The following is a 25,876-nucleotide window of genomic DNA, read 5'->3' as shown; positions in this document are numbered from 1 at the left end:
GCACCATGCGCGTGCCGTCAGCCCCTGTCACGGCCTTCAGCCCGAAGACCGTTCTTAGTGTACAAAATCGGGCCCGCTTCACGCAATTCAATAATAATGACAAATTTGAACCCGGCGCCTGCCCCAGTCTCTGGGGGAACACTCCCCCCGAACGGGTTCATTCCGGCCCCCTCCCGATAAACCGCCCTCAGCGGGCCAGGTGTCCCGCCCCAAACCGGTCCACGGAGGCCGCCGCCATCCGGCAGCCCAGCTCCAGACAGGACGCATCCAGGTTCTCCCAGGTGTCCCGCCGATTGTGGTAGTAGTGGGCCGGGCGGGGGTCCATGGCCGCCAGCAGGGCGGCGGGAATGCCCGCCCGGCTGAAAGCGGCGGCGTCGCTCGACCCCACAGTCACCACGGCCAGGGGCAGGCTCAGCCCGAGGGTCTGGCCGGTCTCCTGGAGGAACCGGCAGAATGCCGGGTCGTTGCGCACAACGCCGTTCATGTCGCGGTGATAGACCCGAAACCAGTCCTTGTCGTTGAAGGTGTCCAAGGCCAGCGCCACTGTCTCCACATCCCCCCACTCCGCCTTGTGGCGCGCCGCGAAGGCCGCCGCGCCGCACAGCCCCGCCTCCTCCGACCCCGTGACCAGCGCCACGATTTCCGTGTCCGCCAGACGGTTCTCCGGACGGGAATAGTGTTCGGCCAGCGCCACAGTGAGCAGGGCGCCGCTGAGGTTGTCCGCCGCCCCGGGCGCCACCACGCTGAACCGCGTGAAGAACACCCCCGGCAACGCCAGCAATCCGGCGGCCAGCTGGGCCATGCCCGCCCAGGCCGCGCCGCCAAGGAACAGCGCGTTGAGCAGGTGCAGCGCCGCGACCGCCAGCACGCCAATGATGATCATGGGGACGATCAGGGGAAACAGGCGGTTGCTGTCGTGCTGGAACCGCCACTCGTAGGCGGCGTCGGCGTGGCCGCAGAGAATGATGCGCCGGCGCACCGGCCCGGACGGCGACACCAGGGCGTGCACGTTGGTGGACACGGATTTCGGGAAAAACGGCGTAAGCACATGGCGGTACAGGCCGACCTCCAGCACGAACAACGCCAGGGCGGCGGCGCTGAGGAGAACCCCCGCCCACGGCGCGAGCCAGTAGAACGGCAGGGAGGCCACCGTGAGGAGGCTGGACAGCATGGGAACGGCCATGAAGGCCTTCTGCGCCACGGGAAAGGTCTCCAGCACCGGGTCAAGCCCCGCGGCGCGCAGCTCCCCGGCCAGGTACTCCTGGCACCGGGCCTCGCCGGGGCTTCCCGGAGGCCTCGGCCCGAACTCCTCGCAGATTTTCCGGATGCGCGCGGCCATCCCCGCCGCCATGGTCTGAAACACTGCGGCGTTGTCTGTCATGGTCCGGTTCCTTCCCCGTTGAGAAACAGCCCTTTTTCCAGCATCACCTGGGGCAGGCCGCCGGGGCACACCTGGGTGGCCGCCTGGAAATGGTGGCCCCTCGTCATCGCGAAGGGCAGCGCGCAGGAGAGCCCGATGCCCGCCGCGCGGATGGCGATGGTGCCGGACTCGCTGTCCTCAAACCCCGCCACGCGGTCGAAGTCCTCCGGGTAAACGCCCAGCTCGTGCAGGGCGATGGAGTAGAGGTCACGGTGGGGTTTCAGCCGGATTTCGCTGGAATCGGTGGCCGTGATGACCGCGTCATAGAACACCAGCGGGTCGGCGAAGGCGCCCAGGAGGGTCTCCCGGAGTCCCTGCGGCACGGGCCACGCCGGGATCTCCGAGCGCAGGACGCGAAAGATTTCGCCCAGCACCAGGTGCGCCTCGTAGGCGATGGAGGAGGTCACCAGGGCCAGCTTCGCGGGCTGCGCCGCGAAGCGCCGGCCCAGCCCCGCCAGCAGAGCCTCCGCCGCCGCAGTGGAGGGCGGGGCCATGCCGGCCCGCTCAATCTGGGCACAGAGCATGCCTGCAAACGCCCCCGCATGGTCCCCGAGCAGGCCCCGGAGCAGCGCCAGAAACACGCCCACACCGGGCATGGGCCCCACCAGGCGCGAGGAGCCCGCCCCCAGAATCTCCCGGGCCGCCGCATCCCCCTCGCCGCGCCCCACAGCCTCCAGCACCTCGTGGTACCGGTGGTAATAAATGTCAATGCACGCGCGGGTGCGCGCCGGGACACCGGCGCAGGAGAAGGCCCCCGCCGTCTCCGCCGCCAGCGTGTCCAGCAGGGCCGCCGTCTCCGGAGCCTCAAGGGACTCCGCACCGCAGAGCGCCTGAAACCGGGCGTCGGAGAGCAGCCCCGCCAGCCCCGTCGAGGCCAGGGTGGACCGCACCTCGCGACGGCGCAGCTCGTCCTTCCCATGTCCCAGGGTCCACGCCGCCCCGGCGATGTAATGCCGGCGCAGGGCGTCCGCCTGAAATCCGTCCCCATAGGCCCGCACGAGATACTCGACATGCTTCGTCGTGCTGTTGCCGATGATGTGCGGATAGTCCCGCGCATGGTCAAGACCCGGCCAGGACGGGTCGTCGGCGCGCCCCGAGGCCCGGCGCGTCATCGTGTCCAGCGCGTGGATGCACACCGGCTCCGTGGTCGTCGTGGTGCCGTCCATGTCCATCACGGCCGCCGCCAGCCCCCGCTCCAGACGGGAAACACCCCGCGACAACGGGTACAGCTCGTAGGGGGGGTGGATGTACGGTGGGTTTTCCACCACGGCATACTCACCGGCCAGCGCGGAAACCAGTTCCGCGGCCACAGTCTTGTCCGCGAAGCGCGGAAGGCGTGTTTCTTTCACAACGGACTCCAAAAAGGGGGGAATGTTTCCGAACCGCCAAAAGAATACCCGCGCAACGCCCCCAATGCAACCGCCCGGGTCCAAAGCAGGGACAACGACGGCCCGCCCCCGGACCCCTGGACCGTGAACGCGCTTTCCTTTCCCGCGCGAATGTGGCATGATTAGGGGTGGCGCTTTCGCATGTGCCGCGAAACCGTCCGCCCGTGCGGACCGAGGAGGACGCCCCATGCAGCAAACGCTGACGATCCTGCTGGCCGGGGGGGCCGGGGAACGGCTCTACCCGCTCACGCGCGACCGCGCAAAGCCCGCCGTGCCCTTCGGGGGCATTTACCGCATCATAGACTTCACGCTGTCCAACTGCGTCAACTCGGGCTGCCGGAAGATTCTCGTGCTGACGCAGTACAAGTCGAACTCACTGGCCCGCCACATTAACCGGGGCTGGAACTTCCTGCACCCGGAGCTGGGGGAGTTCATCGAGATCATCCCGCCGCAGATGCGCATCAACAGCAACTGGTACCTCGGCACGGCGGACGCGATCTACCAGAACTTCTACTCCATCAACCAGCACGACCCGGGCGAGGTGCTCCTCCTGTCGGGAGACCACATCTACAAGATGAACTACCAGAAGATGGCCCAGCGGCACCGGGAGGCCGGGGCGGACCTCACGGTCGCCGCCATCGAGGTGCCCCTGGAGGAGGCGCGGCGCTTCGGGGTGTTTGAGGTGAACGCGGCCGGCCAGGCCACTGGCTTCGAGGAGAAGCCGGACCGGCCAAAGCCGCTGCCGGAATCCCCGGGAACCGCCCTCGCCTCGATGGGGGTCTATCTCTTCGACGCCGGGGCGCTCCAGCGTGTCGTCAGCGAGGACGCGGAGCGGACGGACTCGCACCACGACTTCGGCCGCGACATCATCCCCCGGATGCTGAAAACGCACAAGGTCTTCACGTTCCGGTTCGAGGACGAGAACCGGAAGCACGCCAAGTACTGGCGCGATGTCGGCACCCTGGACAGTTACTGGGAGGCCAACATGGACCTGGTCGCCGTGGACCCCCTGTTCAACCTCTACGACCGCGACTGGCCCATGCGCACCGACATGCCCATGCTGCCGCCCGCCAAGTTCGTCTTCGCCGAGATGGGCAACCGCTTCGGCGTGGCCGTGGACTCCATCGTCAGCCCGGGCTGCATCATCAGCGGCGGGCTGGTGGACCGCTGCGTGCTCTCGTCTGGCGTCCGCGTCAACTCCTACGCCCACGTGCAGGAGTCCATCCTCATGGACCGGTGCGTCGTCGGCAGGCACTGCCGCCTCCGCCGCGTCATTGTGGAGAAGGAGGTCCACATTCCCGAGAACACCCTCATCGGCTACGACCTCGCCCGCGACGCCGCCCGTTTCCGCGTCACCCCCAGCGGCGTCGTCATCGTCGAATCCTCCGACCGCTTCGGAAACTAGCGCCCTCCTCACCACGCGTCTATGGGGCCGTAGAGGGGCGAGTCGGAGCCGCCGCTTCCGGGGAGCGCGGGGCGGTTCACCGCCGGCAGCCACCGGCGCATCTCCCGCACCACAGCGTCGGCCCCCGGCGTGCCCGCCAGGTTCACATGCTCACCGGGGTCCGTCTCGTGGTCGTACAGCTCCTCGGAACCGTCCGCGTAGCGGATGTAGCGGTGGCGCTCGGAACGCAGGGAGTGGTTGTTCGGGCCGAAGGTCGTGAGCGCGGGGCGGTCCCACGGGGCCGCGGGGTCCTCCAGCAGGGGGCGCAGGCTGCGCCCCTCCAGACCGGGCCGCGGCGGCAGTCCGCACAGGTCCGACAGCGTGGGATACAGGTCAATCATGCCCGCCGGACGGCGGCAGCGGCCGCCCCGCGCCACGCCGGGCCCCGCGATCATCAGGGGCGCCCGCGTCGCCTCCTCCCACAGCGACCGCTTGCCCCAGCGCAGTCTGTCGCCCAGGTGGAACCCATGGTCGCCCCACAGCGCCACCACCGTGTTGTCCGCATGCGGCCCCGCGCGCAGCGCGTCCAGCACGCGGCCCACGCAGGCGTCCACAAAGCTGACACAGGCAAGATAGGCCTGCACGCCGTGCTCCCATTCGCCCAGGGACACCACATAGTCGTGGCGCGGCGCGGCGGCGGCATACGAAAGCTGCCGCGCGTAGCGGGGAATGTCGTCGTACTCGTCCGCCCGGGCTTCGGGGAGGATGATCTTGCCGCGCGGATGCAGGTCAAACCATTTCTGCGGCGCATACATGGGGACGTGGGGCCGGAAGAAGCCCACAGACAGCATGAAGGGCCCCCCGTGGTCCTCCGAGAGCCGGTCCGCCGCCCAGGACGCAATCTTGTGGTCCGGCATGTCCTCATCCCGCCCGGGAAAGGCCCCCCAGTCCCACAGGGGGTGCCCCTTGGGCAAGCTGAGTTTCTTCTCCGGAAGCGGGCCGAAACCGCCCATGGCCCCGCCGTATTCGTGGAAAGATTCGGGGTCCGTGTTCGTGTGGAACACCTTGCCCGCCCCCAGGGACCGGTAGCCGTGGGCCATGAAGTGCTGCTGGAGGGACACCGTGTCGCGGAGCGTCTCCGCCTCCCGGTACTGCGGGGTGAGAAAGTAGAGGCCCGTGGTGGACGGAAGCATCCCGGAGAGGAGGGACGCGCGCGACGGCGTGCAGATGGGCGCCTGGCAGTGCGCGTTTTCAAAGAGCACCCCCTCCCCCGCCAGCCGGTCCAGGTTCGGCGTACGCGCCTGCGGGTGGCCGCCCAGGCAGCCCACCCAGTCATTCAGATCGTCCACCGCGATGAAGAGCACGTTGGGCCGGGGGTCCGGCGCGGACGCCCGCGCCGCCCCGCGCGGCCACGCCGCCGACACCGCCCCCGCCCCCAGCGCCCCCAAAAACCGCCGCCGGCCCCGGTCCACACCCATACCATCCATGCCAATGACCTCCCGCCAGAACACCCGGCACGCGGACAGTCTACCACGGCCTGCGTCTCGACCGGGCCGCCCGCTTCCCGTCCCCACAACCCCGCGCGCCAACAGACCGCTGGGCACCGAGCTGACCGTAGCTTCGCGCGGCGCGAAGCGCCTTGGACTGCGGCAGCTTGCTGCCGCCTTTCTTCGCGCGGGCTTGCCCGCGCGCACGCTTACACGACACGCCGGGCTCCGCCGCCCCTTGGCAGATTCCGTGGCAACCCGGTCTGGAAGGCGCAAGCGAGCTTGCGCACTCCAAGGCGCGCTCCGCGCGCGTGTCTTGGACACACCTCACCCCTGTCAGGTCTTTCGGGAAAAAACGGCCCCTTACTGCGCGGGCGCGGCGGTTTCCGCCGCCGGCGCCTCTTCCTCCGGAGCGACGGGGGCCTCCGCGGGGACGGGTTCCGCCGCAGGGACGGGAACGGCTTCGGCGGGTGCCTCCTCCGCCGCGGCAGCCTCCTCCGCGGCAGGAACCTCCCCTGCGGACGGGGCCTCCTCCACCGCCGGCTCCTCCGCTGCGGGCGCGGCCTCCGCCGCCACTGCGGACGTGCTCTCGAACTCCACATCGGGTACAAAACCGGGCTCGGACGCGGGGGCGGGCTCGGCCACGGGGCCGGACATGGGAAGGTCCAGCAGCTTCAGTTTGCTCTGCGCGAACTTGTGGGCGTCCGTGTCGGGCGGAAAGGCTTTTGCCATCTCCATGTAGGTGCTGATCATCTTCTCCTGGTTGCCCGTGAATTCATAGCAGGTTCCGAGTTCCAGCCACGCCTGGATACACTGGTTGGACTGGGGATAACGGTCTATAACCTCGTGGAAGGCCCATGCGGCGTTCTCAAAATCCTGAAGCTGCCGGTAGGTGAGGCCCAGGGCCATCAGGGTGACGGGCGTCTCCGGGGCGTCCTGGTCCTCCTCGAGCAGCCGCCGGTACTTCTCCACATAGCCCAGGCGCTCCTCCCGCTTGGTGGGGGCGGGAACCGCCTCCTTGGCGGCGTAAAAAATCTCCCGGGCCCGGTCCTGCTGGTCGGCGGCCACGGGGTGCGGACGGCGCACTTTCCGGGCGGGGGCCTCCTTTTCCGCCCCCCCGGTGAAGAGGGAAACCACCCCCGCGCCGAGTGCGACAAGGCACACGGCGCACATCCCCACCATCCACCCGTTCTTCCGCAGAAACTCCGCGTTCATGAAAACCCTCAGTTCTGCGGGAGTTCGCGCCAGGAAACCATGGAGAGGTCCATGATCGGGTAGTTGCCGATCATGCCATAGGGCAGGTTGCGCGAAAGCTCGGGCACCTGGTAGATGTTCGGCACTTGGGAACCCATGTCAAAGTAGTTGGACACGAAGGTTCCTATCACGTTGGTCTGCTTCATGGTCTTAATTTGGCCCTCGGCATAGAAGGCGCCCATGATGTCGAGCTGGGCCTTGCTTCCCACCATCATGTCCTGGGAACACATGACGCCGAGCACGTTGCGCACCGGATAGCTGAGGGCCGTGTCCGCCGGATTTCCGTTGTTGCAGGTCAGGAGGTTCGTGTCAATGGTGACGTCGCCATAGGTCAGGATGGCGCCCCGTCCGGAATAATTGATGGTTGTGTCGTTGCCCTTCCCCGTGAATTCGAGGTCCCCGTTGATCCGGATCTGGCCGTTGATCTTCAGCACATTCGTCACCGGGTTGAAGCTGATATAGTCGTCGTTGGCGCCGGGCACCGCGGCGACCGCGGCGGCGCCGGTGAGCTCCTGGCCCGTCGTCGCGTTCCAGTAGAAGGCGGCGTTGGCCCCGGTGTCAATGAGCATGTTCTTGTTGTACATGCCGTCGGTCCGCGCGGTCGGGTCGGCCAGCAGCACCTCGCTGAAGTACTCGGAGTGGGTGTACCAGGTGCCCGTGTAGGGGTTCATGACGCGCGAGCCGTCGGTCTCGCGCCAGTCGTCGTCGAGCAGGGGCAGCGACATGCGGGTGCCCAGGTCGTAGGTGTTGTTGAACCCGTTGTCGCTCCACACCGACTGGGGGATGCCCCGCCCGCCGTCGGGAATCACGGCGTTGCCCGCCCACCCGTCCGTGTTGAAGGTGCCGTCCATCAGCTCCTTCACGCTGTTGCCGTCGTTGTTCCTCTCGCCGATTTCGGAGTTGCCCGACAGGCTGACGAGGCCGCGGCGCACCCGCAGCGCGGCGTCCAGCGTCTCCACCTCCTTGCCGTTCACGAAGGTGGTGGGCAGGGCGGGCACCCGCGACCGCAGGGTGCCGGGCATGCCGACGTAGTTGTTGTGAATCATAGACGTGCCGCTGAGGTCCATCGCGTTCACGGCCAGGTTGCTCGGGTCCAGATCATCGCCCAGCAGGTGCACGGAGCCGTAGATGCTCACATTGCCGTTGATCAGCTGCCCGGCGGCCCCCGTGCCCGCAAAGATGGCGTTGTTCCACACGTTGATGTCCTTCGCGACGTACACGGACTCCACCTCGCGCTGCACCCCCTCGTACTGCGCCTCGCTGTGGATGCTGAACACGAGCTGCTCGCCGAAGTCGTCCACCGCACCGTTGCCGTTGTTGTCCCGGCTGTCGTTGGCCCAGTCGGCCACATAGCTCATGTAGACGAGCCCGGGCATGCCCGGAAGCTCCACCGGATTGGCCTCGGTGGAGTCAAACTCGGGCAGCACAATCCGGTTGTCCGAGTCGTAGACAGGATCCCATGTTTCCAGGCCGACACTGGCGCCGCTGGCGCCGCCGCCCGCCGCGCTTTTCGCGGTCGAGGCGCCGATGCCCGAGGTGGAAACCGGATTGAGGTTGACCCCCTCCGGCGGCGCGGCCGCCGGGGTGCCGGTCGAGGCGCCCTCCAGAATGGCCACGCTGTGCAGCCGCGCGGACTCCACGCCGTCGAAACATATCTGGAAATCCTCGTGGCGCTCCACCAGCCTGAACTGGTCCAGCTGCCGTGTGGCAACGGCCACGATGATGAGCGCCGCGACGGCGATGAAAATCACCGCCGTCAACTGCGCCATGCCCGAGGTGCCCCCACGCCGAATGGTGTTCCTCTTCATGGCTAGTTCCTCATCGCCGCAAACTGCGACATGCTGGTTGTCATGACACGCCCCCGGGCGGTGCGGCCCTGGGCGCGGATCATCAACTCAACCCCCGCATCGCGCGGGGTCACCCAAAAACCGCTGTTGTCCGCCGTCGGCTGCGCCCCGCCGGGCGGCGCAACCAAATGGTTTGCCAGCACGGTGACCACGTCGCCCTGGACCATCACCAGCTGCGTGGCCGTCACCCCGTCCTCGTTTGCATCCTGCAGGTCCGGACCGACGGTGATGGCCGCGCCGAGCTCCAGCCGCGCGCCCACATTGACCGCCGTGCCGTTCCCGTCCACATCTTCCGCGGCGCGGAACGTGAGCACGGGGCCGGGAAGCTGGTTCCAGTTCACGGTGCTGCGGGAGGCCATGCGCACCAGGGGCAGCACCACCTGCACCCCGCGGCGCGCCTCCTCGTTTCCCTGAATTTTCGCCCGCTGCACCTGCGCGGTGCCGGCAAACGCCTCTGAAAGGCCGTACAGCGTCAGCAGGAGCACCGAAAGAATGGCGGAGGCCGTCATCACCTCCAGAAGCGTGAAGCCGCGGTTGTTCATGCCCATGAACTCATCTCCCCACCATCGTGGACGCCGTGCTTGTATACATGCGGCCCCGCGTGTCTGTCCACACGGCCGTGGCCACCACCTCCACGGGATCGGGAAGCGCCGCCATGGCCTGGACCACATCGGTGACGGGGAGACTCACCCGCTCGCCAGACGTGTTCACCGCCTCCAGCGCCACGGCGATCTCCACATGGTCCTCTGTGTAAAGGGGGATTTCCTGCGTGATAACGTCGTTGAGGGAGCGCGAACGAAGACTCTCCATCACACTCGCCAGATGGTTCGAGGCCTTGGCACGCCCCTCATTGACTTCCCCCATAAGGTTGATGGAAATCAGGGATCCGAACAGCAGGGTGAGCGCCAAGGCGAGGGTGCCTGCGGCGAACATCACCTCAACAAGCGTGAAACCCCCGTCACTTGTGCCGCCGGACTTGGCCTTGCGTTCTTCTCGCACATCCATGGCTCAGTCCTCCAAGGGACAATGTACCAGACAACCGGGAAAAAAGCAAGCGGAAAAAAATAGCACACAACCGCAGTTTGCGTGGTTTCCTCAGTATGATTAGCAAAAAACCGAACAAAACACACCTTTTTTTTCAACTGGTCCAATCACTTTAAAAGTCATCGGTTCCCCGCAGGCCGCCCGTCCGCAGGAAGGGATGCCGGGAAAATCGAAGCCGCGCCGGGGCCGGGACACTCCCCTGCGCGCGCGTTTGCCTTTTCCGCCACCTGCGGGGTACGATACTCGGACGCCGAGGTTCCCGGAGGATCGCGGGACCGCGCAACCCTAATTCCTGAGGAGCCTGCCGTGTTTGACACCCTGCTTCGGGACCATCTGGCCCGCACCCCTTCTGAAAAGACCTCCGCCGCTTTTGTCGCCTGGCTGGCCCAGCTTTCGGTCATCCGCGAAGTGTCCCCGGAGGCGGCCCGCGCCATCGTGCAGGAGCTGGCCGACCAGCGGTCTTATCTGAAACTGATCGCCAGCGAGAACTATTCATCTCTCGCCACCCAGCTGGCCATGGGCAACCTGCTGACCGACAAGTACTCGGAGGGCATCCCCTTCCAGCGGTTCTACGAGGGCTGCGACAATGTGGACACCGTGGAGGCGCTCGCCTGCGAACAGGCCTGCAAGCTGTTCGGCGCGGAGCATGCCTATGTCCAGCCGCACAGCGGGGCGGACGCGAACATGGTGGCCTACTGGGCCATTCTGACGGCGCGGGTGGAGGTTCCCGCGCTTCAGAAGATGGGCGTGACGAACATGGCCCACATGGCGCAGGAGGACTGGGAAAAGGTGCGGCAGGCGCTGAACAACCAGCGGCTGCTGGGCATGGACTACTACTCCGGCGGCCACCTGACCCACGGATACCGGCGCAACCTGTCCGCGAAGATGTTTGACGCGCACACCTACACGGTGAACCGGGAGACGGGGCTGCTGGACTATGACGAGATCGGGCGGATGGCGCGGGAAATCAAGCCGCTCATCCTGCTGGCGGGGTACAGCGCCTATCCGCGCGAGATCAACTTCCGCCGGATGCGCGGGATTGCGGACGAAGTGGGCGCGGTGTTCATGGTGGACATGGCGCACTTCGCGGGGCTCGTGGGAGGGGGCGTCTTCCAGGGGGACGCCAACCCCGTGGCCCACGCGCACATCGTGACCTCGACCACGCACAAGACCCTGCGCGGGCCGCGCGGCGGCATCGTGCTGTGCACCAGGGAGTTCGCGGAGTATGTGGACAAGGGATGCCCCCTGGTCCTCGGAGGCCCGCTGCCCCACATCATGGCGGCCAAGGCCGTCGCCCTGACGGAGGCCAACCGGCCCGCCTTCAAGGACTACGCGGCGCGGATCACCGCCAACGCCCGCACCCTGGCCGCGGAACTCACGGAGCGCGGGTTCACCCTGGCCACCGGCGGCACGGACAACCATCTCATGCTGGTGAACGTGGCGGCAAGCCGGGGACTCACGGGCACCCAGGCCGCCTCGGCCCTGCGCGAGTGCGGCGTCACCCTGAACTACAACTCCCTGCCCTTCGACCCGAACGGGCCCATGATCACCAGCGGCCTGCGCATCGGCACGCCCGCCGTGACCACCCTGGGCATGGGCGCGCCGGAAATGGCGGAGATCGCGGACATCCTCGCCCTGGTGCTGAACGCCGCCAAGCCGGCCGTGCTGACCACAGGCGACAACGCGGGCAAGCCGAGCAAGAAGAAATACGAGCTGGACCCGGCGGTCCGGCAGGCCGCCCGCGGCCGCGTCGCCGCGCTGCTGGCCCGGTTCCCGGTGTATCCGGAACTGGACCTGGACCTGCTGCGCCGGTGCGTGGAGTAGCCGGGCTCCCGAGGAGACCGTCCCATGGCGAACATCTTCTTCGACCCCTTTGACGCCGGCCCGACGGCCGACCTGCCCCAGGCGGGCCCCCGGGCCACCGACGCGCGGCAGTCGCCCGTGCAGGCGTCGGAGATCCGGGAGCTCCGTGACCAGGTGGAGCGGCTGGCCCTCATGTGCCAGGCCATGTGGGAGCTCGTGAGGGCGCGGGCGAGCCTGTCCGACGCGGAACTGGAGAAGCTGGCGCAGGAGATTGACCTGCGCGACGGAATGGCGGACGGCAGACTGACCAGCCACCCCGTCAAGTGCCCCAACTGCGGGCGTGTGAGCAATTCCAGGCACAAGAAGTGCCTCTACTGCGGACTGCTGTTCGAGGGCGACGCGTTCGCCTGAGCGCGCGGCGGCCCGCCAAAGGAGACCCCGGACCATGGCCACCGAAGCACAGATCCTGGAGGCCCTCGGGGCCATCGTGGACCCCGACCTGAACCGGGACATCGTGTCCCTCGGATTCGTCAAAAACCTAAAGATCGAGGGCGGCGCGGTCAGCTTCGACATCGAGCTGACGACCCCCTCCTGCCCGGTGAAGGACGCCTTCAAGCGGCAGGCCGAGGCCGCCGTGGGCGCGCTGCCCGGGGTGGACCGGGTGGAGGTGGCCATGACGGCGCAGCACCGGTCAAAGGCCCAGCCGGACCTGGACCTGGGCCAGATCGGCGCGATCGTGGCCGTGTCCTCGTGCAAGGGCGGGGTGGGAAAATCCACCGTGGCCGCCCTGCTGGCGCGCGCCCTTCAGCGCGAAGGGCTGGCGGTGGGCCTGCTGGACGCGGATGTCCACGGGCCGTCGCTGCCGACGCTGCTGAACACGCACCACCCGGAGGTGGTCTCCTTCGGCGAGCAGTTTCTTCCGGTGGAGGTGGACGGGCTGAAGACCATGAGCCTGGGCTACATGCTGGGCGACCGGCCCGCCGTCATGCGCGGGCCCATGGTCTCGGGCTATGTCATGCAGCTGCTCGGCCAGACGGAGTGGGGCCCCCTCGACTACCTCCTCATTGACCTGCCGCCGGGCACCGGTGACATCCAGCTGACCCTGACACAGCGGGTGGCCCTGGACGGCGCCCTCATCGTGACCACGCCCCAGGCGCTGTCCCTCGTGGACGTCGCGCGGGGCATCCTCATGTTTGAGCGGGTGGACGTGCCGGTGCTGGGGATCGTGGAGAACATGGCCTCCTTCACCTGCGACGGGTGCGGCAGGGAACACCACCCCTTCGGCGACGGCACCCGCGCGCTCAAGGACCGCTTCGGCCTGGACACGCTGGCGCGCCTGCCCATCCTGCCGGGGCTGCACACCGCCGCCACCCGCGACGCCGGGGCGGACATCCCCGCCTTCGCCCAGCTGGCCGCGAACCTCCACCGGGCCGTCGGCATGCGCCGGGCGGGCCGGGGGCCGCAGCCGCAGGTGCGCACGGACCTCGCCTTTGTGTCCGTGCTCTGGCCCGACGGCACGGAGGACCGGATTCCCAACCGGGCGCTGCGGGCCTCCTGCCAGTGCGCCGTCTGCGTGGACGAGTACACGCGGGAGCAGAAACTGGACCCCGCCTCTGTGCCGGAGGACATCCACGCGGAGGAGCTCCAGTACCTCGGGAACTACGCCGTGGCCCTCTCCTGGAGCGACGGGCACAGCTCGGGCATCTTCTCGTGGGAGCATCTCAAGAACGTGGCCAGGTCGGCCGCAGCGGGCGACTGCGGCTGCGGAAGGGCCTGGAAGGAATAGCCGGAAACAACGGAAGCGGGCGCCCAACCGGTGTTGGACGCCCGCTTTGTGTTTCGCGGAAGGGCCCGCGGGCCCGTCAGTTCTTCACCATCCGCACATGGATCATGTCCGTCAGTCCGGTGTTGCCCCGGACCTGGATGTTCTTCACATAGGTTCCCGGCCCCACGACACTCCTGTCCACGCGCACATTGAAGGGGGCCTCCTGGCCCGGCCCCAGCACGGAACCGGCGCTGGTCACGGACACCCACTCAGGAAGGTCCGCCGTGTCAATGGACCACTCCAGCAGGCCCTGGCCGGTGTTGGTCACCTTGGCGGGCAGCTCGGTGGCCGCATCCCCGAAGTCGAGGTCGGCGTTCTCGATCTCCATCTTCGGCGGCTCGACCGCGTACAGCACATAGAAGGGGCCGAGGGTGCCGAAATAGGGCAGGCTGCCGTAGGTGAAGTCCATGTAGAAGGAGCCGCTGTAGAGGCCCGGCTCCGCCGCCTCGCGGTCGGGGGCAATGACGCACAGCCCCGGAATCTCCGTGGACGTCACCGGCGGAATCAGTTCGGCGTCTATCGGGTCAATGGTGAAGCTGCCGGTCTGCCTGCCGGGCCAGGAAAGCGCGCCCTGACGGATCACCCAGTGCAGGGCCACGTCCGTGGGCGGGTGCGAGCCGCCGATGTTGAAGACGTCCACGTCGGCCTGAAGCCCCGCGGCCCCAAGGTCCACCACGTCCGGCTTGGTGAAGACGGGCGCGGGGTCGTAACCGAGCCTGGGCCTCGGGAAAGACGTGGCCTGGAAGAAGGTGTCCCCGACTGTGATGGTGTCCGGACTGGTGAAATACTTGCCGTCCTGCGACCCGCCGATGAGCGGGTCCAGCACCTCCAGCCGCACCTTGAAGGGAACCGCCGAGTCCACCGTGATGTCCATCAGCTCGCCGTAGTCTCCGTAGCGGAAGGCCCGGCCCGCGGGCGCCTCAAATGTGTAGTCGTTGTTTACCACCTGGAGCGTCCAGTCCGACACCAGGCCGCCGCCCTCCTTGGGCACCACGGCGTAGGCCGGCGCCGGCAGCGGCGTCCCGTCCAGCTGCTCGGCGGACACGCGCAGGGACAGGCGGGAGAGGTTGCGCGGCATGTAGTCGGCATAGAGGCGCACCACGGCGGAGCCGCCGGAAATGCCCTCGCTCTTCATGCCGATCTGGCCAAGCCGGACGTCGTTGGCGTAGGTGCCCGTGGGCACCTGCTCCACAAAGTAGTCCCCCGTGACCTCGGGGTTCTTGTCGTAGGACGTTATCCGCGCATCCAGAAGAACCGACGCCGCCTCGTTCAGGGACACGTAGCCGAAGGAGAAGTGGGCCTGGAGGTCACGGGGAAGCGACTGGGTCTCGAAGCCGGCCTCGACACCGCAGCGCTTAAGCAGTCCGGAAAGGGTGGGCCGCTTCTCGCCCGTTTCGGTCATCCGGCTTTCTGCGGCGTAGTAATGGCCGCCGGACTGCGAGGCCAGTTCAATGAGCGGGTTGGCCTGGACGTCCGTGCCCCAGCCGATCGGCATGAGCCGCACCCGGGTGCCCTCAAGAAAATCGCCCACGGGACCCGTCTCCCCGGGGGGCGTCGTGCGCCGTCCGTCCGTCACGGCGACCGCAACATATTCCTCGGACGCGTCAAAGGGCACCAGAATCTCGTCGCTGTCGAGCAGGAACAGGGTGGAGGCCGCCGAAGTGATCGCCGGCAGCAGCGCCGTCGCCCCGTTGTCCACCACGGTGATCGTGTCCAGCCGGTACTGCAGCACATCCTTGTTCTTGACAAACGGCTCGTTGGCCAGCCCCGGGTTGGCGGCGTCCGCGCCGTAGATCAGGCGCAGCGGCTGGGACTGGTCGCGCTCGCTGAAGACGCCCAGGGCCACCCGGTAGTGGCCCGGCAACGCCGCGATAAGCGGGCCGATGGTCCGCCGGTACAGCTCGAGCAGGGGATCGGCAAGGCCCCCGGGAAGGTCTCCGTCCTCCACGAGCTTCTCTGCGGCGGCCTTCATGCTGCCCGAAAAGTCCATCATGATGAGAACCGTGAACCGGAGCCCCTCATTCTTGCGGACGTAGACCTCTGTCTCGTCCAGGTCCAGGGGAAGCGAGTCCTCAAGGACCACCGCGTCCACATTGGCAAGGTCGTAGTGGAACAGCGCGTCTGCTGGATCGTCGAGAAGCTTCGGAAAAATGGTGTAGGCCGAGTCGCGCAGCAGGAAATTGGCCCGGATCAGAGACGGGCAACGCAGCGTGGGCACCGCGCCCTGTATCGTCAGCGGGGCCAGGTCCACCGAAACCGTGATTTCCACCGGCTCCGGGGGAATGGCGTCCGTGGGCACTTCGGTCGCCGAGACGGTGAGCTTGGCCGAGGCGCCGGTGCCGGGTATTTTGGAGCGGTCAATGGCCACGCTGATGGGGCGCCAGTCCTTGGGAATGCCCGCGGGACTCCCCAGACTGCGTCCAAAACCCGGGTCCACGAAAAGCCAGTCTGGCTGGTTGGAGACGATCTGGAAGTTCAGGTATTCGCCCGGATCGCCCTGGTTGCACACCTCGACGATGGCCGTGTTCGCAAAGCGGCCAAACGCAATGGACTCGGGCTTGACGCCAATCGTGATGGTGTAGGGGACCCTCACCTGAAGCTCAAGCAGCGCGAGGGGCCGCGCCGGGTCGTTCGACGCGAGCTGCAGGGCGTACACGGCGCCGGTCCGCGGGAGGCCCTCCCGGTTGACGGTGACCGTGATGGTTGCCTGCCGCCCGGGCTCCACTTCCCCCTGGAGCGGCGAGATGGAGGTGACCCAGTTGGGAATGGTCTGGTTCTCGTCCACCCGCCACGAAAGCCGCCCGTAGCCCGTGTTCTGGATGACAAAGGTCTGCGTCGTCTCCTGAATGTCGAACAGCAGGAACGGGATGTTGTTCACATCCACGCCCTCACCCACGACGGCAAACTCGGGAAGCTTCGGCGCCGAGGCGCGGACGACCACGGGGACCGCCGTGGTGGAGTCGCCCGCCGCGGTCACCTGGAAGGCGTGCTCGAAAATGTCCTGCCCCTCGGGGGCCAGGGTGCGGTCCACCCGGAGGGTCACCGTGTCGGTCAGGTCTCCAGACACCGTGCCCCCCGCCTGTCCGGCGCCGTCCACGGGCGCCAGGCTCAGCCACGCGGGGAAGGCCGTGGTGTCAATCCCCCAAGTGATGGTGCCTATGCCCTCGTTCCATATCCCGACGGTGACCTCGGTGCCCGACACCCCGAAGTCCACCTCACTGGGGGAAACCTTCAGTTCCGCGGGCTTGGGCCGCGTCATTGCGGCGGCGACCTGCGTCACCACCCCCGCGACATCCACCGACACCGCCGCGGTGTAACTGCCGGAAGCCACGGCGCCGGGGGTCGCGGTCAGCGTGAGGGTGACGGTGCCCGCTCCGGGCACCGTCCCGGAGGCCGGGTCTGCCGCAAGCCATCCGGCAGCCACTGGGGGAATCGAGGCGGACCAGTCCAGCGGGGACTGGCCCAGATTCTCCACCGTGACCGTCCGGGTGGCGGGCTCGGTGATGGTGCCGAAATCCACGGAGACGGGGGCCAGCCGGAAAGCCTGCACCAGGGCGGAGACCGCAATCTCAAGCGAGAAGTCAAGAGAGGGGGCGGCCACCCGGATTGTGCCGGTGTAGGTTCCGGGCTGCAGGCCCGCGCTGGACGCCGACACCGGCACCTGGAGGGATGTTGAGGCGGGCAGCACGGGCGCCGTGTCCCCCACGGCGAGCCAGCCGGCCCCGTCGGTGGTGACCGCGCTGATCTGCAGGGGAATCGGACCCGCGCTGCGGTTCTGCACGACAATCCCCTGCGTGCGCGTGGTGTTCTCGCTGAGGGCGCCAAAGTCGAGCGCGGGCGGGGACACCGAGAAGGTGGGCACCTGCATGGTGGCCGTCACCTGGGCGTTGCCGCCGTTCGAAACGAATTGCAGGGGGGCGCTGTAGGGTTCCGCGCTGGCGGCCAGATTGCCCCGGTTCACCCGGACAGTGACCTCCGCGCGCTCTCCGAACGCCAGGGTGCCCGCCACCGGCGTGGCGCCTAGCCAGACCTGGTTGGCGGGGATGCCCAGGGTCCAGTTCAACGCCGCCGATCCCCGGTTGGTCACCGTGACGGTCTGCTCCAGGGCGTTGAGGCCAAAATCGAGGGTTTCGGGCGTCACATTGAGCACCGCCTCCGTCTCGCGGCGCGCGGAAACAATCACGGTCTCCTCGCCGGCGTTGGAACTGATGCGGATTTCCCCGCGGACCTCCAGTTCACCTTCGGGAATCCCGTCTTCGACAAGAACCACCTGAAGCACCAGCACGTCCTGGCGCACGGTGGCCGTGTAGGGGGAGACGGTCTCGCCCGAGGGGGCGCGCAGCGCGACCCAGGGAAGGTCTTCGGACACCGTGACCCGCAGGGCGCCGCCGCCCGTGTTGGCCACGCGGAAGGTGCCGTCGCTAACTCCGTTGCCCAGGGCCACCGTCACGGGGGTGACGCTCAGAACCGGGCGCCATGTGCAGCCGGCGCCCAGTGCGGCGGCGGCCGCCAAGCCCACCATGATCATGCAACGCGTTGCTCTAAACATATGCGGCGTCCTTATCCCGCGGCCGGGGCCGCCGGGCGGTCTATTGTCAGGAGATGCGGAAAACGACCCTCACCTGCTCCGTCTGGAAGACATCGGTCTGGATCAGCAGCGTGGCCTCATAAAGGCCGCTGGGCAGCCCTGTCCGGTCCACATCCACGGTGAACGACGTGGACTCTCCGGGCGCCACACTCGTCGCAGCCCCCGAGAAGTCCAGGGTGAAGCGGCCCTCCAGCAGCGCCGCCACAGGGGCCTCCGGCACGAGCTCCGCAGTCCAGGAGAACGTGTCCAGCCGCCCGTTGATCAGGCTTACCGTCGCCGGAGCCAGCGTCAAGTCAAGCTGCGCCGGGAACGTCAGCGGGCCGGGCAAACCGTCGTCGTCAATCGCCGGATCCTGAAAGTCGGGCAGTCCGTCCTCGTCCATGTCCCAGGCGTTCGGCGCTTCGGGATCCAGATACGTGGAGAACAGGTCAAGCATGGTGCGCGCGGGCGAGGCGGTGTCGGAGTATCCCCCGATCTCCAGCGGCCGGCTGGGCGACAGCGGACCCGTTGGATACAGGAAGTAGATGCTCTCGCTGGGCCTTCCCGGCCCGGCGGGACGGACGTAAATCTGGTTTTCCGCGCGCATGCCCAGGAGGATGCGCGGCTCAACGCCGGCCGCCTCGCAGGCGTCCACATACCCCTTTATGCCCGTGATCCGGATGCGGAGCAGGTTGCCGAAGGACGCATAGGGCAGGCAGTTCTCCTGCTCAGTCAGCAGGGTGTAAATCTGGTCGCGCTCCCGGACCAGGCGCCAGGACGAGGTCTGGCTGCCCGAGGCGAGCAGCCCGCCGGGCGCGAGGTCGGCGTCCAGCACCGCCGTCGCGGCAAAGGCCGCACGCGCGGCGGCCGGCGCATCCACCGGGAACGACGGAAGGAAGCGGAATCGGAACTGGCTGACGCCGCGCGGCACGTAGTCGGCGCGCAGATAGGCCTCCGCCCGGACTGCGGACGCCAGGTCCGCCGCGTCCAGGTCCTCCACAATGCCCGCCGTGGTCAGGGAGAGCTGCCCGGCGCGCACATCGCCGGATGTGAAGACGCCGTCCTTCTCGAAGAAGCCCGTGACAGACTCGCCGTTGGGCTGCTCATACTTCACCCGGATGGTGTACGTTCCGGGGGCTTGGCGCGGGCTGACATAGGCGAGGACAACCTGGTTCCGAAGCTCGCCCAGTATGGTTCCGGGCTCGTCCATCAGTGCGGCGGTGAGGCCCCGCAGCGCCGAATTGTCCTCGGTCAGGGTCATCAGCACCTCGACCGTGGCGGCGCCGTCGTTGGAGTCCACGTTCAGCGCGCCCCGAACGCTGTTCAGCGGCGGCGCGCCCGCGAGGGCCGGATTCACCGTCACGGTCACACGGGTGCTCCCGCCGGGGGGGACAATGCCCGCCTCGGGGGTGAGCGACACGATCCAGGGTTTCGTTTCCGCCTGGGCGGCGCTCCAGGAAAGATTGGCGGTGCCCGTGTTCGACACGAGGAAGGCCACCTGGTCTGCGGAGGTGCTCTCCGCCGGGTCCAGAGTGAGGGAACGCTGGTTCCCAAGCAGCGCGTTCAAGGCGCGCACGTTGCCGCCGCCATAGTGGTGCCCGCCGGTCTCCCCGGCCGCAACAATCATGTCCGTGGTCTCCACGGGTGAACTGGGGGCGTAGGAGACGGGATACAGGCGCACGCGCAGATCCTGTGCCAGGGTGGACACGGAGGACGCGTCGGACAGCGAGGAATTGTCGCGCCCGTCGGTAAGGAAAACCACGGCGCGCACGTCCGCATCGTCGAAGGCCAGCACATCGCCGGGATCCTCGAGGGCCACCCGCAGCACGGCCTCCTCCACCGCGTCCCACACGGTGGACGTGCCGTGCAGCGCCGGGGAGAGATGAAACGCCGCCAGGGCGTTCTTCAGAGCCGTCTTGTCCGTGCTGAACGGGAAGATGAACCGGTCCTGCTGCTGCCGGTCGCTGTGGTACATGATGGCCAGGCGGGTGCCCGGGGGCAGGTCGTCAATGAACCGAAGGGCCGCCGTCTTGACCTGCGCGATCGCCTCGCCGGGCGCGAGCGGGTTGGCCGGGTCGGTCGTTCCGGCGTAATACATGCTCCCGGTGTAGTCCAGCATCAGGACCATGTTGGTGCGCAGGCTCTCCGGCCCCGTGATGCTCTTGGTGGCCTCGTTCCAGTCAATGTAGACACCATCCTCCGCGACATCGAAGCTGAGCCGCGCGAGGTCCTCCGGCGTGCGGGTGGGGATGACCCGGCTCGTCGTGTCGCGGAGCAGGAACACAAAGCGGTTGAGGAACGGCGGACGGCTCCGGTTGGTGGCGCCCTCCACGGTAAGTGGCGGGCGTTCCACACGCACGGAAAGCTCATAGGGCTCCACCGAGTCCAGCCGCTGGGTGTAGTCCTGGTTCCACGCCTCCACCGTGACCTTCCGGTACTCCACGTCCTCCGTCATCACGGAGCGGTCCACCGTCACATAAACGGGGGTGCCGTCTATGAGCGTGTTGGACGTGTTGTCCCGGAAGAAATCCGTCCCGGGGCGCTGGTTGGTGTCCCCCTGCCGCGGCGTGATGCTCGTGATCAGCGGCGCGGCGGACGTGTCATCGTCGGACACGACTTTGAAGAAAAGGTCGGACCCGACCGGCCCGATGTTGGCCACCCAGAACTCGCCCACCACCTGTTCCCGGCCGAAGTCCAAAACGTCCATGAACGTCACTTCCGGCCGCCCCGACTCCGGGTTCGGCGGATCGGAAACGGCGATGTCGGGAAGGGACACGATCTCAAGCACCAGCGGAACGGCAAGGAACCCCTCCTCGCCGGAACGCATCTGGAGCTCGTAGTTGCCCGATCCGGACAGGATCAGCTCGGGGTCCGTGACCCGCACCGTGACTTCCTGCGTCTCCCCGGGAAGCGTCGCCCCCTGGTTGGGCGCGGCGGCGATGGCGGGCGCGGCGGCGGGGTTCATCAGGTCCGCCGCCGAAATGGTCCAGCTGCGGGCGACCGTGCCGGTGTTTTCAATGGTGAGTTTGGAGGCGGGCTGCTCCCCCTCCCCGGACGGGTCATAGTACAGCGTCAGCACTTCCGGCGTGACTTCCAGCCCCGGCAGCGGCTCTCCGAACACGATGCGCACCACGGCCTGCCCGCCGGCGGAGTCCACCAGCAGGTTAAAGTCGGCGCGTTCCGTTGTCCAGGCGATTTCGACCTGGGCCAGATCGCCCGCGCTGATGTCCCCCGCGGCCGGGGTGGCCACGATGTCCGATGGCAGGGCCACGGCATCCCCAGGAACCGTGCTGGACCCCAAATACATCAAAGACCACGAGAGCTGCTGGTTGCCGACGTTGAAAACCGTGAAACGCGCCCCCGTGCTGCCGGGGGTCAGGGCGATCCGCGCGGGCAACACCCGAAGGGACGCCTCGACGATGATGGACACGGGCAGCACCTGGACAAACTTGCCCGAGGTGATCCGCACGCCGGTGTTGCTGTAGGTGCCGGCGCCGACCAGTGCCCGGTTCGCGGTCAGGGAAACCCGCGCCGACTCGTCCCGCCTGAGCCTGCCCCCGGCGCTGTCCGCCGCAAACCAGGCCACGTCGGCCGGCTGCCATTCGGCCTCCTGGCTCTCCCGGACCACCTCCTCCAGCGTCCACTCCGCGGCAAAGACGCCGTCATTCAGCAGGGTGAAGAAGACCTCGGACCGGTCGGTGCCAAAGGCGAGCGCCCCGGGTTCCACCTTGAGGTCCACATTGTTCCCGCACCCCCCGAGCGCCAGCAGCGCGGCCCCCACAAAGACAACCGCGCACCACCGAGGCATGGCCATGCTCATTGTGCTACACCTTAAAAGTTGACGCCGCCCGCCGGCATCCGCCGCTTGCAACGACCCGCCCTCGGGACTCTCCAGGAAACACCCGGCATGCCGTCAGGACCCGGTCTGCGTTTCGTCCGTCGTGCCATCCGTCGTCTCGCCCGGGGCGCCGTAGGTAACCTTGACATCCTGCTCAATCAGGGCTTTCTGCGCCTCGGCAAATCCGGGAAGGGGGTTGCTGTTCGAGTCCAGCGTGGTCGCCGTGGGCAGCACGAGGATGTTCCCCGCGCCCAGCCCGCCGGCCTGCACGTTCGCCAGCAGCGGACGCCAGTCCCAGATCAGGTTCTGCTCGCCGTAGAGTTGAAGCTCCTCGAGATAGAACCACCCGGACAGCGCCTCAACGCTGCCCAGCTGGTTGTCGCTGAGGTTCACCCGGGCAAGATTCCGCAGGCCCGCCAGAGGGGCCAGACTCACCACGGCGTTGCCGCTCAGATTGAGCACGGACAGCGACTCGCAGTATTGGAGCCCCTGCAGGTCAACAACGCCCATCCCGGCAGCCTGGAGTTCCTTGAGCTTGGCCATGTCCGCGCGCGTCACCACCCCCAGCGGCTTGCCCACTGCGGCGCGCACCACCTTGGACAGCGCCTTGTCGGGCATGTAGACGGGGCTGATCACATCACACCCGGTCACAGCCGCCAGCACAAAGAGCGCCACGCACGCGGTCAGAACCTTACGACTCGCCGTTGACATTTCCATACGCTCACCTTGAGTTTCTGTCCACCCGGCGCGGCAGCCCATCCCGGGGACCGCCTCCGGCCTCGCAGACTAGATAGTACACTCTTTTTCCAAGTTTCACCAGCAGAAACGGGACGGTCCCGCTTTCAAGCCGCGAAAAACGGCATCCCTGCCTGTTTTCGTACCCCTAGCTGGCCGTGTCCGACCCGGTGCCCGGCGTCGGAATGGCGCACTTGTCCTCAACGAACAGCAGCAGGGGCGAACTCCCGCCGAAGAAACCGAGCAGCGCGCTGATAACCGCGCTCACCGCGCAAATGGTGTCCTCAAGCGCCGTCGCCTTGGCCACGTTCCTTCGCCGGGTAACAGCCGTCACATGTCTCACGAGAAGACCCTCCAAAGTTCCTTTGAACGTTCACTTGAAAACCGCACAAACGGCGGATTTGTAAATAGATTACTTCAAACGGTGCGCCATGTCAAGGGTTAATTTCGGAAACCGCCCTTCCTCAGCGGGAGACGACGGTCAAATAGCGACAAAAACCGCCGTTACGCGCCTCCCAGCGCCTCCCGCAGTTCCCGCGCCGTCACCTCACCGTCCCACATCTTCACCAGCTCTCCCGTTGCGGAATACAGCAGCGTGACCGGCACAGCCCCCGAGAAGTCAATGCCCAGCGCGGCTCCCAACGCGTCCGGGGAGGTGTCCTCCAGCACACGGACCGGAAAGACGATTCCGTGCTTTTCCACAAAAGGAACCACGGTGGAAGCCAACCGGGAGGAGTCGTCCACGGAGACCGCCAGCAGGGCCACCCGGGCGGGGTCCGCCGTTTTGTGAAAGTCGTTGAGCTCCGGCATCTCGGCCACGCAGGGGGGGCACCAGGTGGCCCAAAGGTTCACCACAGCCGCCTTTCCCCGGGTTTCCTTCAGCCACCGGACGATGCCATCGCCGGAAATGGGGGAGACAACGGCCTTCTCCATCGCAGCCGGGGGAGACTGCATGGCGGGAGGGGTATTCTGCACGCCGCAGGCGGACAGCAGAACGCAGGCCGCCAGAGACAGGGGGAGGCGCGGAATACCGGCAGGCATTCCGCGCCCCGCACCGTTGGACCGTTTTTCAGACACCGTCAGGGTTTCTCCACCCGCTTGATGCCGCAGCCCCACGCCTTGACGGTGGCGGGCTCCACAGGCCTGCCCTCAAGCAGTGCCTTGACGGCATTCTCCACATACGGGGTTTCCCCCTTCTCTTCAGGGGCCTTCCGGTCGTCAAAGGCACCGTGATACGCCAGTTTGCCGTCCTTGCCCAGGACAAACACCTCAGGGGTCACCTTGGCGCCGAGCACGTCCGCGTAGGCGTTTCCCGCGTCCTTGAGAATGGGATACGTCTTCCCCTTCTCCCGCGCATACTTCCGTATCTGCTCCGGGGTGGTGCTCTTGTGGGAGTCAATGCCTATCACCACCACCCCCTGGGGCGCGTAGCGCTGCGCCAGGGCGGAAAGGTGCGGATCCGCTCCGCGCGAGAACGGGCACTCTATCGAACAGAACTCCAGTACCACGATTTTCCCCTCGAAATCAGCCAGTTTCCGCGTTTTGCCGTTCACATCGGGCAGCTCAAAACCGGGCACCGCCTGGCCAATCTCCACGGCGGCCAGCACCACCCCGCCGTGCAGGGCTCCCAGCACAACCGCTCCGCCGGCAAGCGCGCACACCACCAGCGGGACAACCACCCTGTATTTTCTTCGCATGTTTCCGCTCCTTCTTTGTTGCGTCCTCTTCAGCACATGTTTTATTCAACACCGGCCGGAGAACGTTCCATTCCGCCCGGGCGCGCCGGGGCTTTTGATAACACCGCGCCGAAATGGCTACACTTGCGGGCAGACAAGCCGCAACGGCCCGCATGGGGGGTGCCCCATGCGGCGGCCCGGACGAAGCGGCGCGCACCCATTGAGGGCTGAATCCATGTCCAGCGAAGAGCAGACCCCCCAGGCGCCGGGAAACGGCAACGGCGGACCCGACAGGAAGCCGGGCGTCTTTGGAAGGATTGCGGGCTGGTTTGACCGCGCGGTCCAGGAGGGCCGGGGCGGGGCGCGGAACACCGCGCCGCTCCGGCAGACCCCGCAGGAGGCGCATCCGCGTCCTTCGGACCCGGGCGCCCGCCGGGGCCGGAATGCCGCACACGCCCGGATGGTTATCCCGGTGGGCGCGGTGGTCAGCGGATCGCTGGAAACGGCGGGCGACGCGGAGATCGCGGGGCGCGTCGAAGGCGACATCACCCTGAAAGGGGAGCTGACGCTGTTCAAGTCCGCCTCGTTGACAGGCGCCGTGTCCGCGGGGTCGGGCCATGTGGACGGCACGGTGGAAGGCCCGGTGAAATGCTCCGGGAACCTCGCCGTCGGCGCGACGGGCCGGATCAACGCGGACATATACGCAGGCGGCAGCGTGGACATCCTTGGATGCGTCACCGGCGGCGTGTCCGTGGCCGGAAGGCTGCGGCTGGGGACCGGGTGCGTTGTCAACGGCGATGTGCGGGCGGGCGTTCTGGTGATGGAAGAAGGCGCGGCGCTGAACGGCCAGTGCAGCATGCTGGGCACGCCCAAAGAGGCTGCGGCCGGGACGGCGGACAAACAAGGAGTCTGAGATGTTCCACATGTTCCATCCGGCGGACTTGCTGATGATCCCCGCGATGATCTTCGCCCTGTGGGCGCAGGCGCGGGTGAGGCACGCCTACGGAAAGTACTCGCAGATCGCCACGCGCTCGGGGATGACCGGCGCCGATGTGGCCGCCGTCATCCTGGAGAACGCCGGCGTGCGCAATGTCTCCCTGGGCATGGTGCCCGGGGAAATGACCGACCACTACGACCCCGCGGCCAAGCGGGTCAACCTCTCGCAGGGCGTGGGCGCGGGCGCCTCCATTGCCGCGCTCGGCATCGCCGCGCACGAGGTGGGCCACGCCATCCAGGACGCCCAGGGCTATGCGCCCATGAAGCTGCGCCATTTCATGTACCCCGTGTCCAGCATCGGGTCCACCCTGGCGTTCCCCCTGATCTTCGCGGGGCTCATCTTCAGCGACAGCGGCTTCGGGTTCCTCCTGCAGCTGGGCATCTACCTCTTCAGCGCCGCGGTGGCCTTCACCATCGTCACCCTCCCCGTGGAGTTTGACGCGAGCCGCCGCGCGGTGAAAGCCCTGGCCGCCGGGGGGTACCTCACGGACGACGAGATGCTCGGGGTGAGGAAAGTGCTCGGCGCCGCGGCGATGACCTATGTCGCCGCCGCCGCCGCCGCCGTGCTCAACCTGCTGCGCATCCTGATCATCGCCCGCGGGCGGGACTGAC

At 67.4% G+C, this 25,876-nt stretch carries 19 protein-coding genes; 6 read left to right on the top strand and 13 right to left on the bottom strand.

What is annotated here, in order from left to right; translation table 11 throughout:
* Nucleotides 1–187: 187 nt before the first annotated feature.
* On the bottom strand, nucleotides 188–1,381 hold the full coding sequence (locus tag GXY15_10510; protein NLV41644.1) for a M20/M25/M40 family metallo-hydrolase: 1,194 nt from the start codon (nucleotides 1,379–1,381) through the stop codon (nucleotides 188–190).
* Entirely contained in the window at nucleotides 1,378–2,769 is a 1,392-nt protein-coding gene (locus tag GXY15_10505) for a hypothetical protein (protein NLV41643.1), read from the bottom strand. The genes GXY15_10510 and GXY15_10505 overlap by 4 nt, the downstream gene beginning before the upstream one ends.
* Nucleotides 2,770–2,995: 226 nt before the next feature.
* Between GXY15_10505 and glgC the strand changes: the two genes are divergently transcribed.
* Nucleotides 2,996–4,213 (top strand): glucose-1-phosphate adenylyltransferase, encoded by a 1,218-nt coding sequence (glgC, locus tag GXY15_10500; GenBank protein ID NLV41642.1) that lies wholly within the window; start codon nucleotides 2,996–2,998, stop codon nucleotides 4,211–4,213.
* Nucleotides 4,214–4,221: 8 nt separating this feature from the next.
* Here the strand turns inward: glgC and GXY15_10495 are convergent, their stop codons facing one another.
* The 5 genes from GXY15_10495 to GXY15_10475 form a co-directional block, all read right to left on the bottom strand.
* Nucleotides 4,222–5,679 carry a sulfatase gene (locus tag GXY15_10495; protein ID NLV41641.1) on the bottom strand — a complete coding sequence of 486 codons (1,458 nt, stop codon included), beginning with the start codon at nucleotides 5,677–5,679 and terminating at the stop codon, nucleotides 4,222–4,224.
* A 363-nt stretch (nucleotides 5,680–6,042) separates the two neighbouring features.
* On the bottom strand, nucleotides 6,043–6,894 hold the full coding sequence (locus GXY15_10490) for a tetratricopeptide repeat protein (protein ID NLV41640.1): 852 nt from the start codon (nucleotides 6,892–6,894) through the stop codon (nucleotides 6,043–6,045).
* Nucleotides 6,895–6,902: 8 nt separating this feature from the next.
* Nucleotides 6,903–8,741 (bottom strand): hypothetical protein, encoded by a 1,839-nt coding sequence (locus GXY15_10485; protein ID NLV41639.1) that lies wholly within the window; start codon nucleotides 8,739–8,741, stop codon nucleotides 6,903–6,905.
* Nucleotides 8,742–8,743: 2 nt separating this feature from the next.
* Complete coding sequence (locus GXY15_10480; protein ID NLV41638.1) at nucleotides 8,744–9,328, bottom strand: prepilin-type N-terminal cleavage/methylation domain-containing protein; 585 nt, start codon at nucleotides 9,326–9,328, stop codon at nucleotides 8,744–8,746.
* Between the two features lie 4 nt (nucleotides 9,329–9,332).
* Nucleotides 9,333–9,785, bottom strand: coding sequence for a hypothetical protein (locus GXY15_10475; GenBank protein NLV41637.1), 453 nt, complete (start codon nucleotides 9,783–9,785; stop codon nucleotides 9,333–9,335).
* A 345-nt stretch (nucleotides 9,786–10,130) separates the two neighbouring features.
* Between GXY15_10475 and GXY15_10470 the strand changes: the two genes are divergently transcribed.
* From GXY15_10470 to GXY15_10460, 3 genes are read left to right on the top strand one after another with little or no spacing between them, the layout of a single operon-like run.
* Nucleotides 10,131–11,648 (top strand): glycine hydroxymethyltransferase, encoded by a 1,518-nt coding sequence (locus GXY15_10470; protein NLV41636.1) that lies wholly within the window; start codon nucleotides 10,131–10,133, stop codon nucleotides 11,646–11,648.
* Between the two features lie 24 nt (nucleotides 11,649–11,672).
* Entirely contained in the window at nucleotides 11,673–12,038 is a 366-nt protein-coding gene (locus GXY15_10465; GenBank protein ID NLV41635.1) for a hypothetical protein, read from the top strand.
* Between the two features lie 34 nt (nucleotides 12,039–12,072).
* Nucleotides 12,073–13,413 carry a P-loop NTPase gene (locus GXY15_10460; GenBank protein NLV41634.1) on the top strand — a complete coding sequence of 447 codons (1,341 nt, stop codon included), beginning with the start codon at nucleotides 12,073–12,075 and terminating at the stop codon, nucleotides 13,411–13,413.
* Between the two features lie 76 nt (nucleotides 13,414–13,489).
* Here GXY15_10460 and GXY15_10455 read toward each other — a convergent pair whose 3' ends face one another.
* The 6 genes from GXY15_10455 to GXY15_10430 all read right to left on the bottom strand — a co-directional run bounded on the left by GXY15_10455 (nucleotide 13,490) and on the right by GXY15_10430 (nucleotide 24,289).
* Nucleotides 13,490–18,001 carry a hypothetical protein gene (locus GXY15_10455; protein NLV41633.1) on the bottom strand — a complete coding sequence of 1,504 codons (4,512 nt, stop codon included), beginning with the start codon at nucleotides 17,999–18,001 and terminating at the stop codon, nucleotides 13,490–13,492.
* A 46-nt stretch (nucleotides 18,002–18,047) separates the two neighbouring features.
* Nucleotides 18,048–21,827, bottom strand: a complete 3,780-nt coding sequence (locus GXY15_10450; GenBank protein NLV41632.1) for a hypothetical protein — start codon at nucleotides 21,825–21,827, stop codon at nucleotides 18,048–18,050.
* Nucleotides 21,828–21,932: 105 nt separating this feature from the next.
* Entirely contained in the window at nucleotides 21,933–22,574 is a 642-nt protein-coding gene (locus GXY15_10445; GenBank protein NLV41631.1) for a leucine-rich repeat domain-containing protein, read from the bottom strand.
* Nucleotides 22,575–22,740: 166 nt separating this feature from the next.
* Nucleotides 22,741–22,935 (bottom strand): hypothetical protein, encoded by a 195-nt coding sequence (locus GXY15_10440; protein NLV41630.1) that lies wholly within the window; start codon nucleotides 22,933–22,935, stop codon nucleotides 22,741–22,743.
* A 161-nt stretch (nucleotides 22,936–23,096) separates the two neighbouring features.
* Nucleotides 23,097–23,546, bottom strand: a complete 450-nt coding sequence (locus GXY15_10435) for a TlpA family protein disulfide reductase (protein ID NLV41629.1) — start codon at nucleotides 23,544–23,546, stop codon at nucleotides 23,097–23,099.
* Nucleotides 23,547–23,671: 125 nt separating this feature from the next.
* Nucleotides 23,672–24,289, bottom strand: a complete 618-nt coding sequence (locus GXY15_10430) for a thioredoxin family protein (protein NLV41628.1) — start codon at nucleotides 24,287–24,289, stop codon at nucleotides 23,672–23,674.
* Nucleotides 24,290–24,503: 214 nt separating this feature from the next.
* Here GXY15_10430 and GXY15_10425 point away from each other — a divergent pair, with 214 nt between their 5' ends.
* Complete coding sequence (locus tag GXY15_10425) at nucleotides 24,504–25,181, top strand: polymer-forming cytoskeletal protein (protein NLV41627.1); 678 nt, start codon at nucleotides 24,504–24,506, stop codon at nucleotides 25,179–25,181.
* Between the two features lies 1 nt (nucleotide 25,182).
* On the top strand, nucleotides 25,183–25,875 hold the full coding sequence (locus GXY15_10420) for a zinc metallopeptidase (GenBank protein NLV41626.1): 693 nt from the start codon (nucleotides 25,183–25,185) through the stop codon (nucleotides 25,873–25,875).
* Nucleotide 25,876 lies beyond the last annotated feature (1 nt).

Source organism: Candidatus Hydrogenedentota bacterium, assembly GCA_012730045.1.
Lineage (GTDB): Bacteria > Hydrogenedentota > Hydrogenedentia > Hydrogenedentales > CAITNO01 > JAAYBR01.
This window is presented reverse-complemented; position numbering and strand designations above follow the sequence as displayed.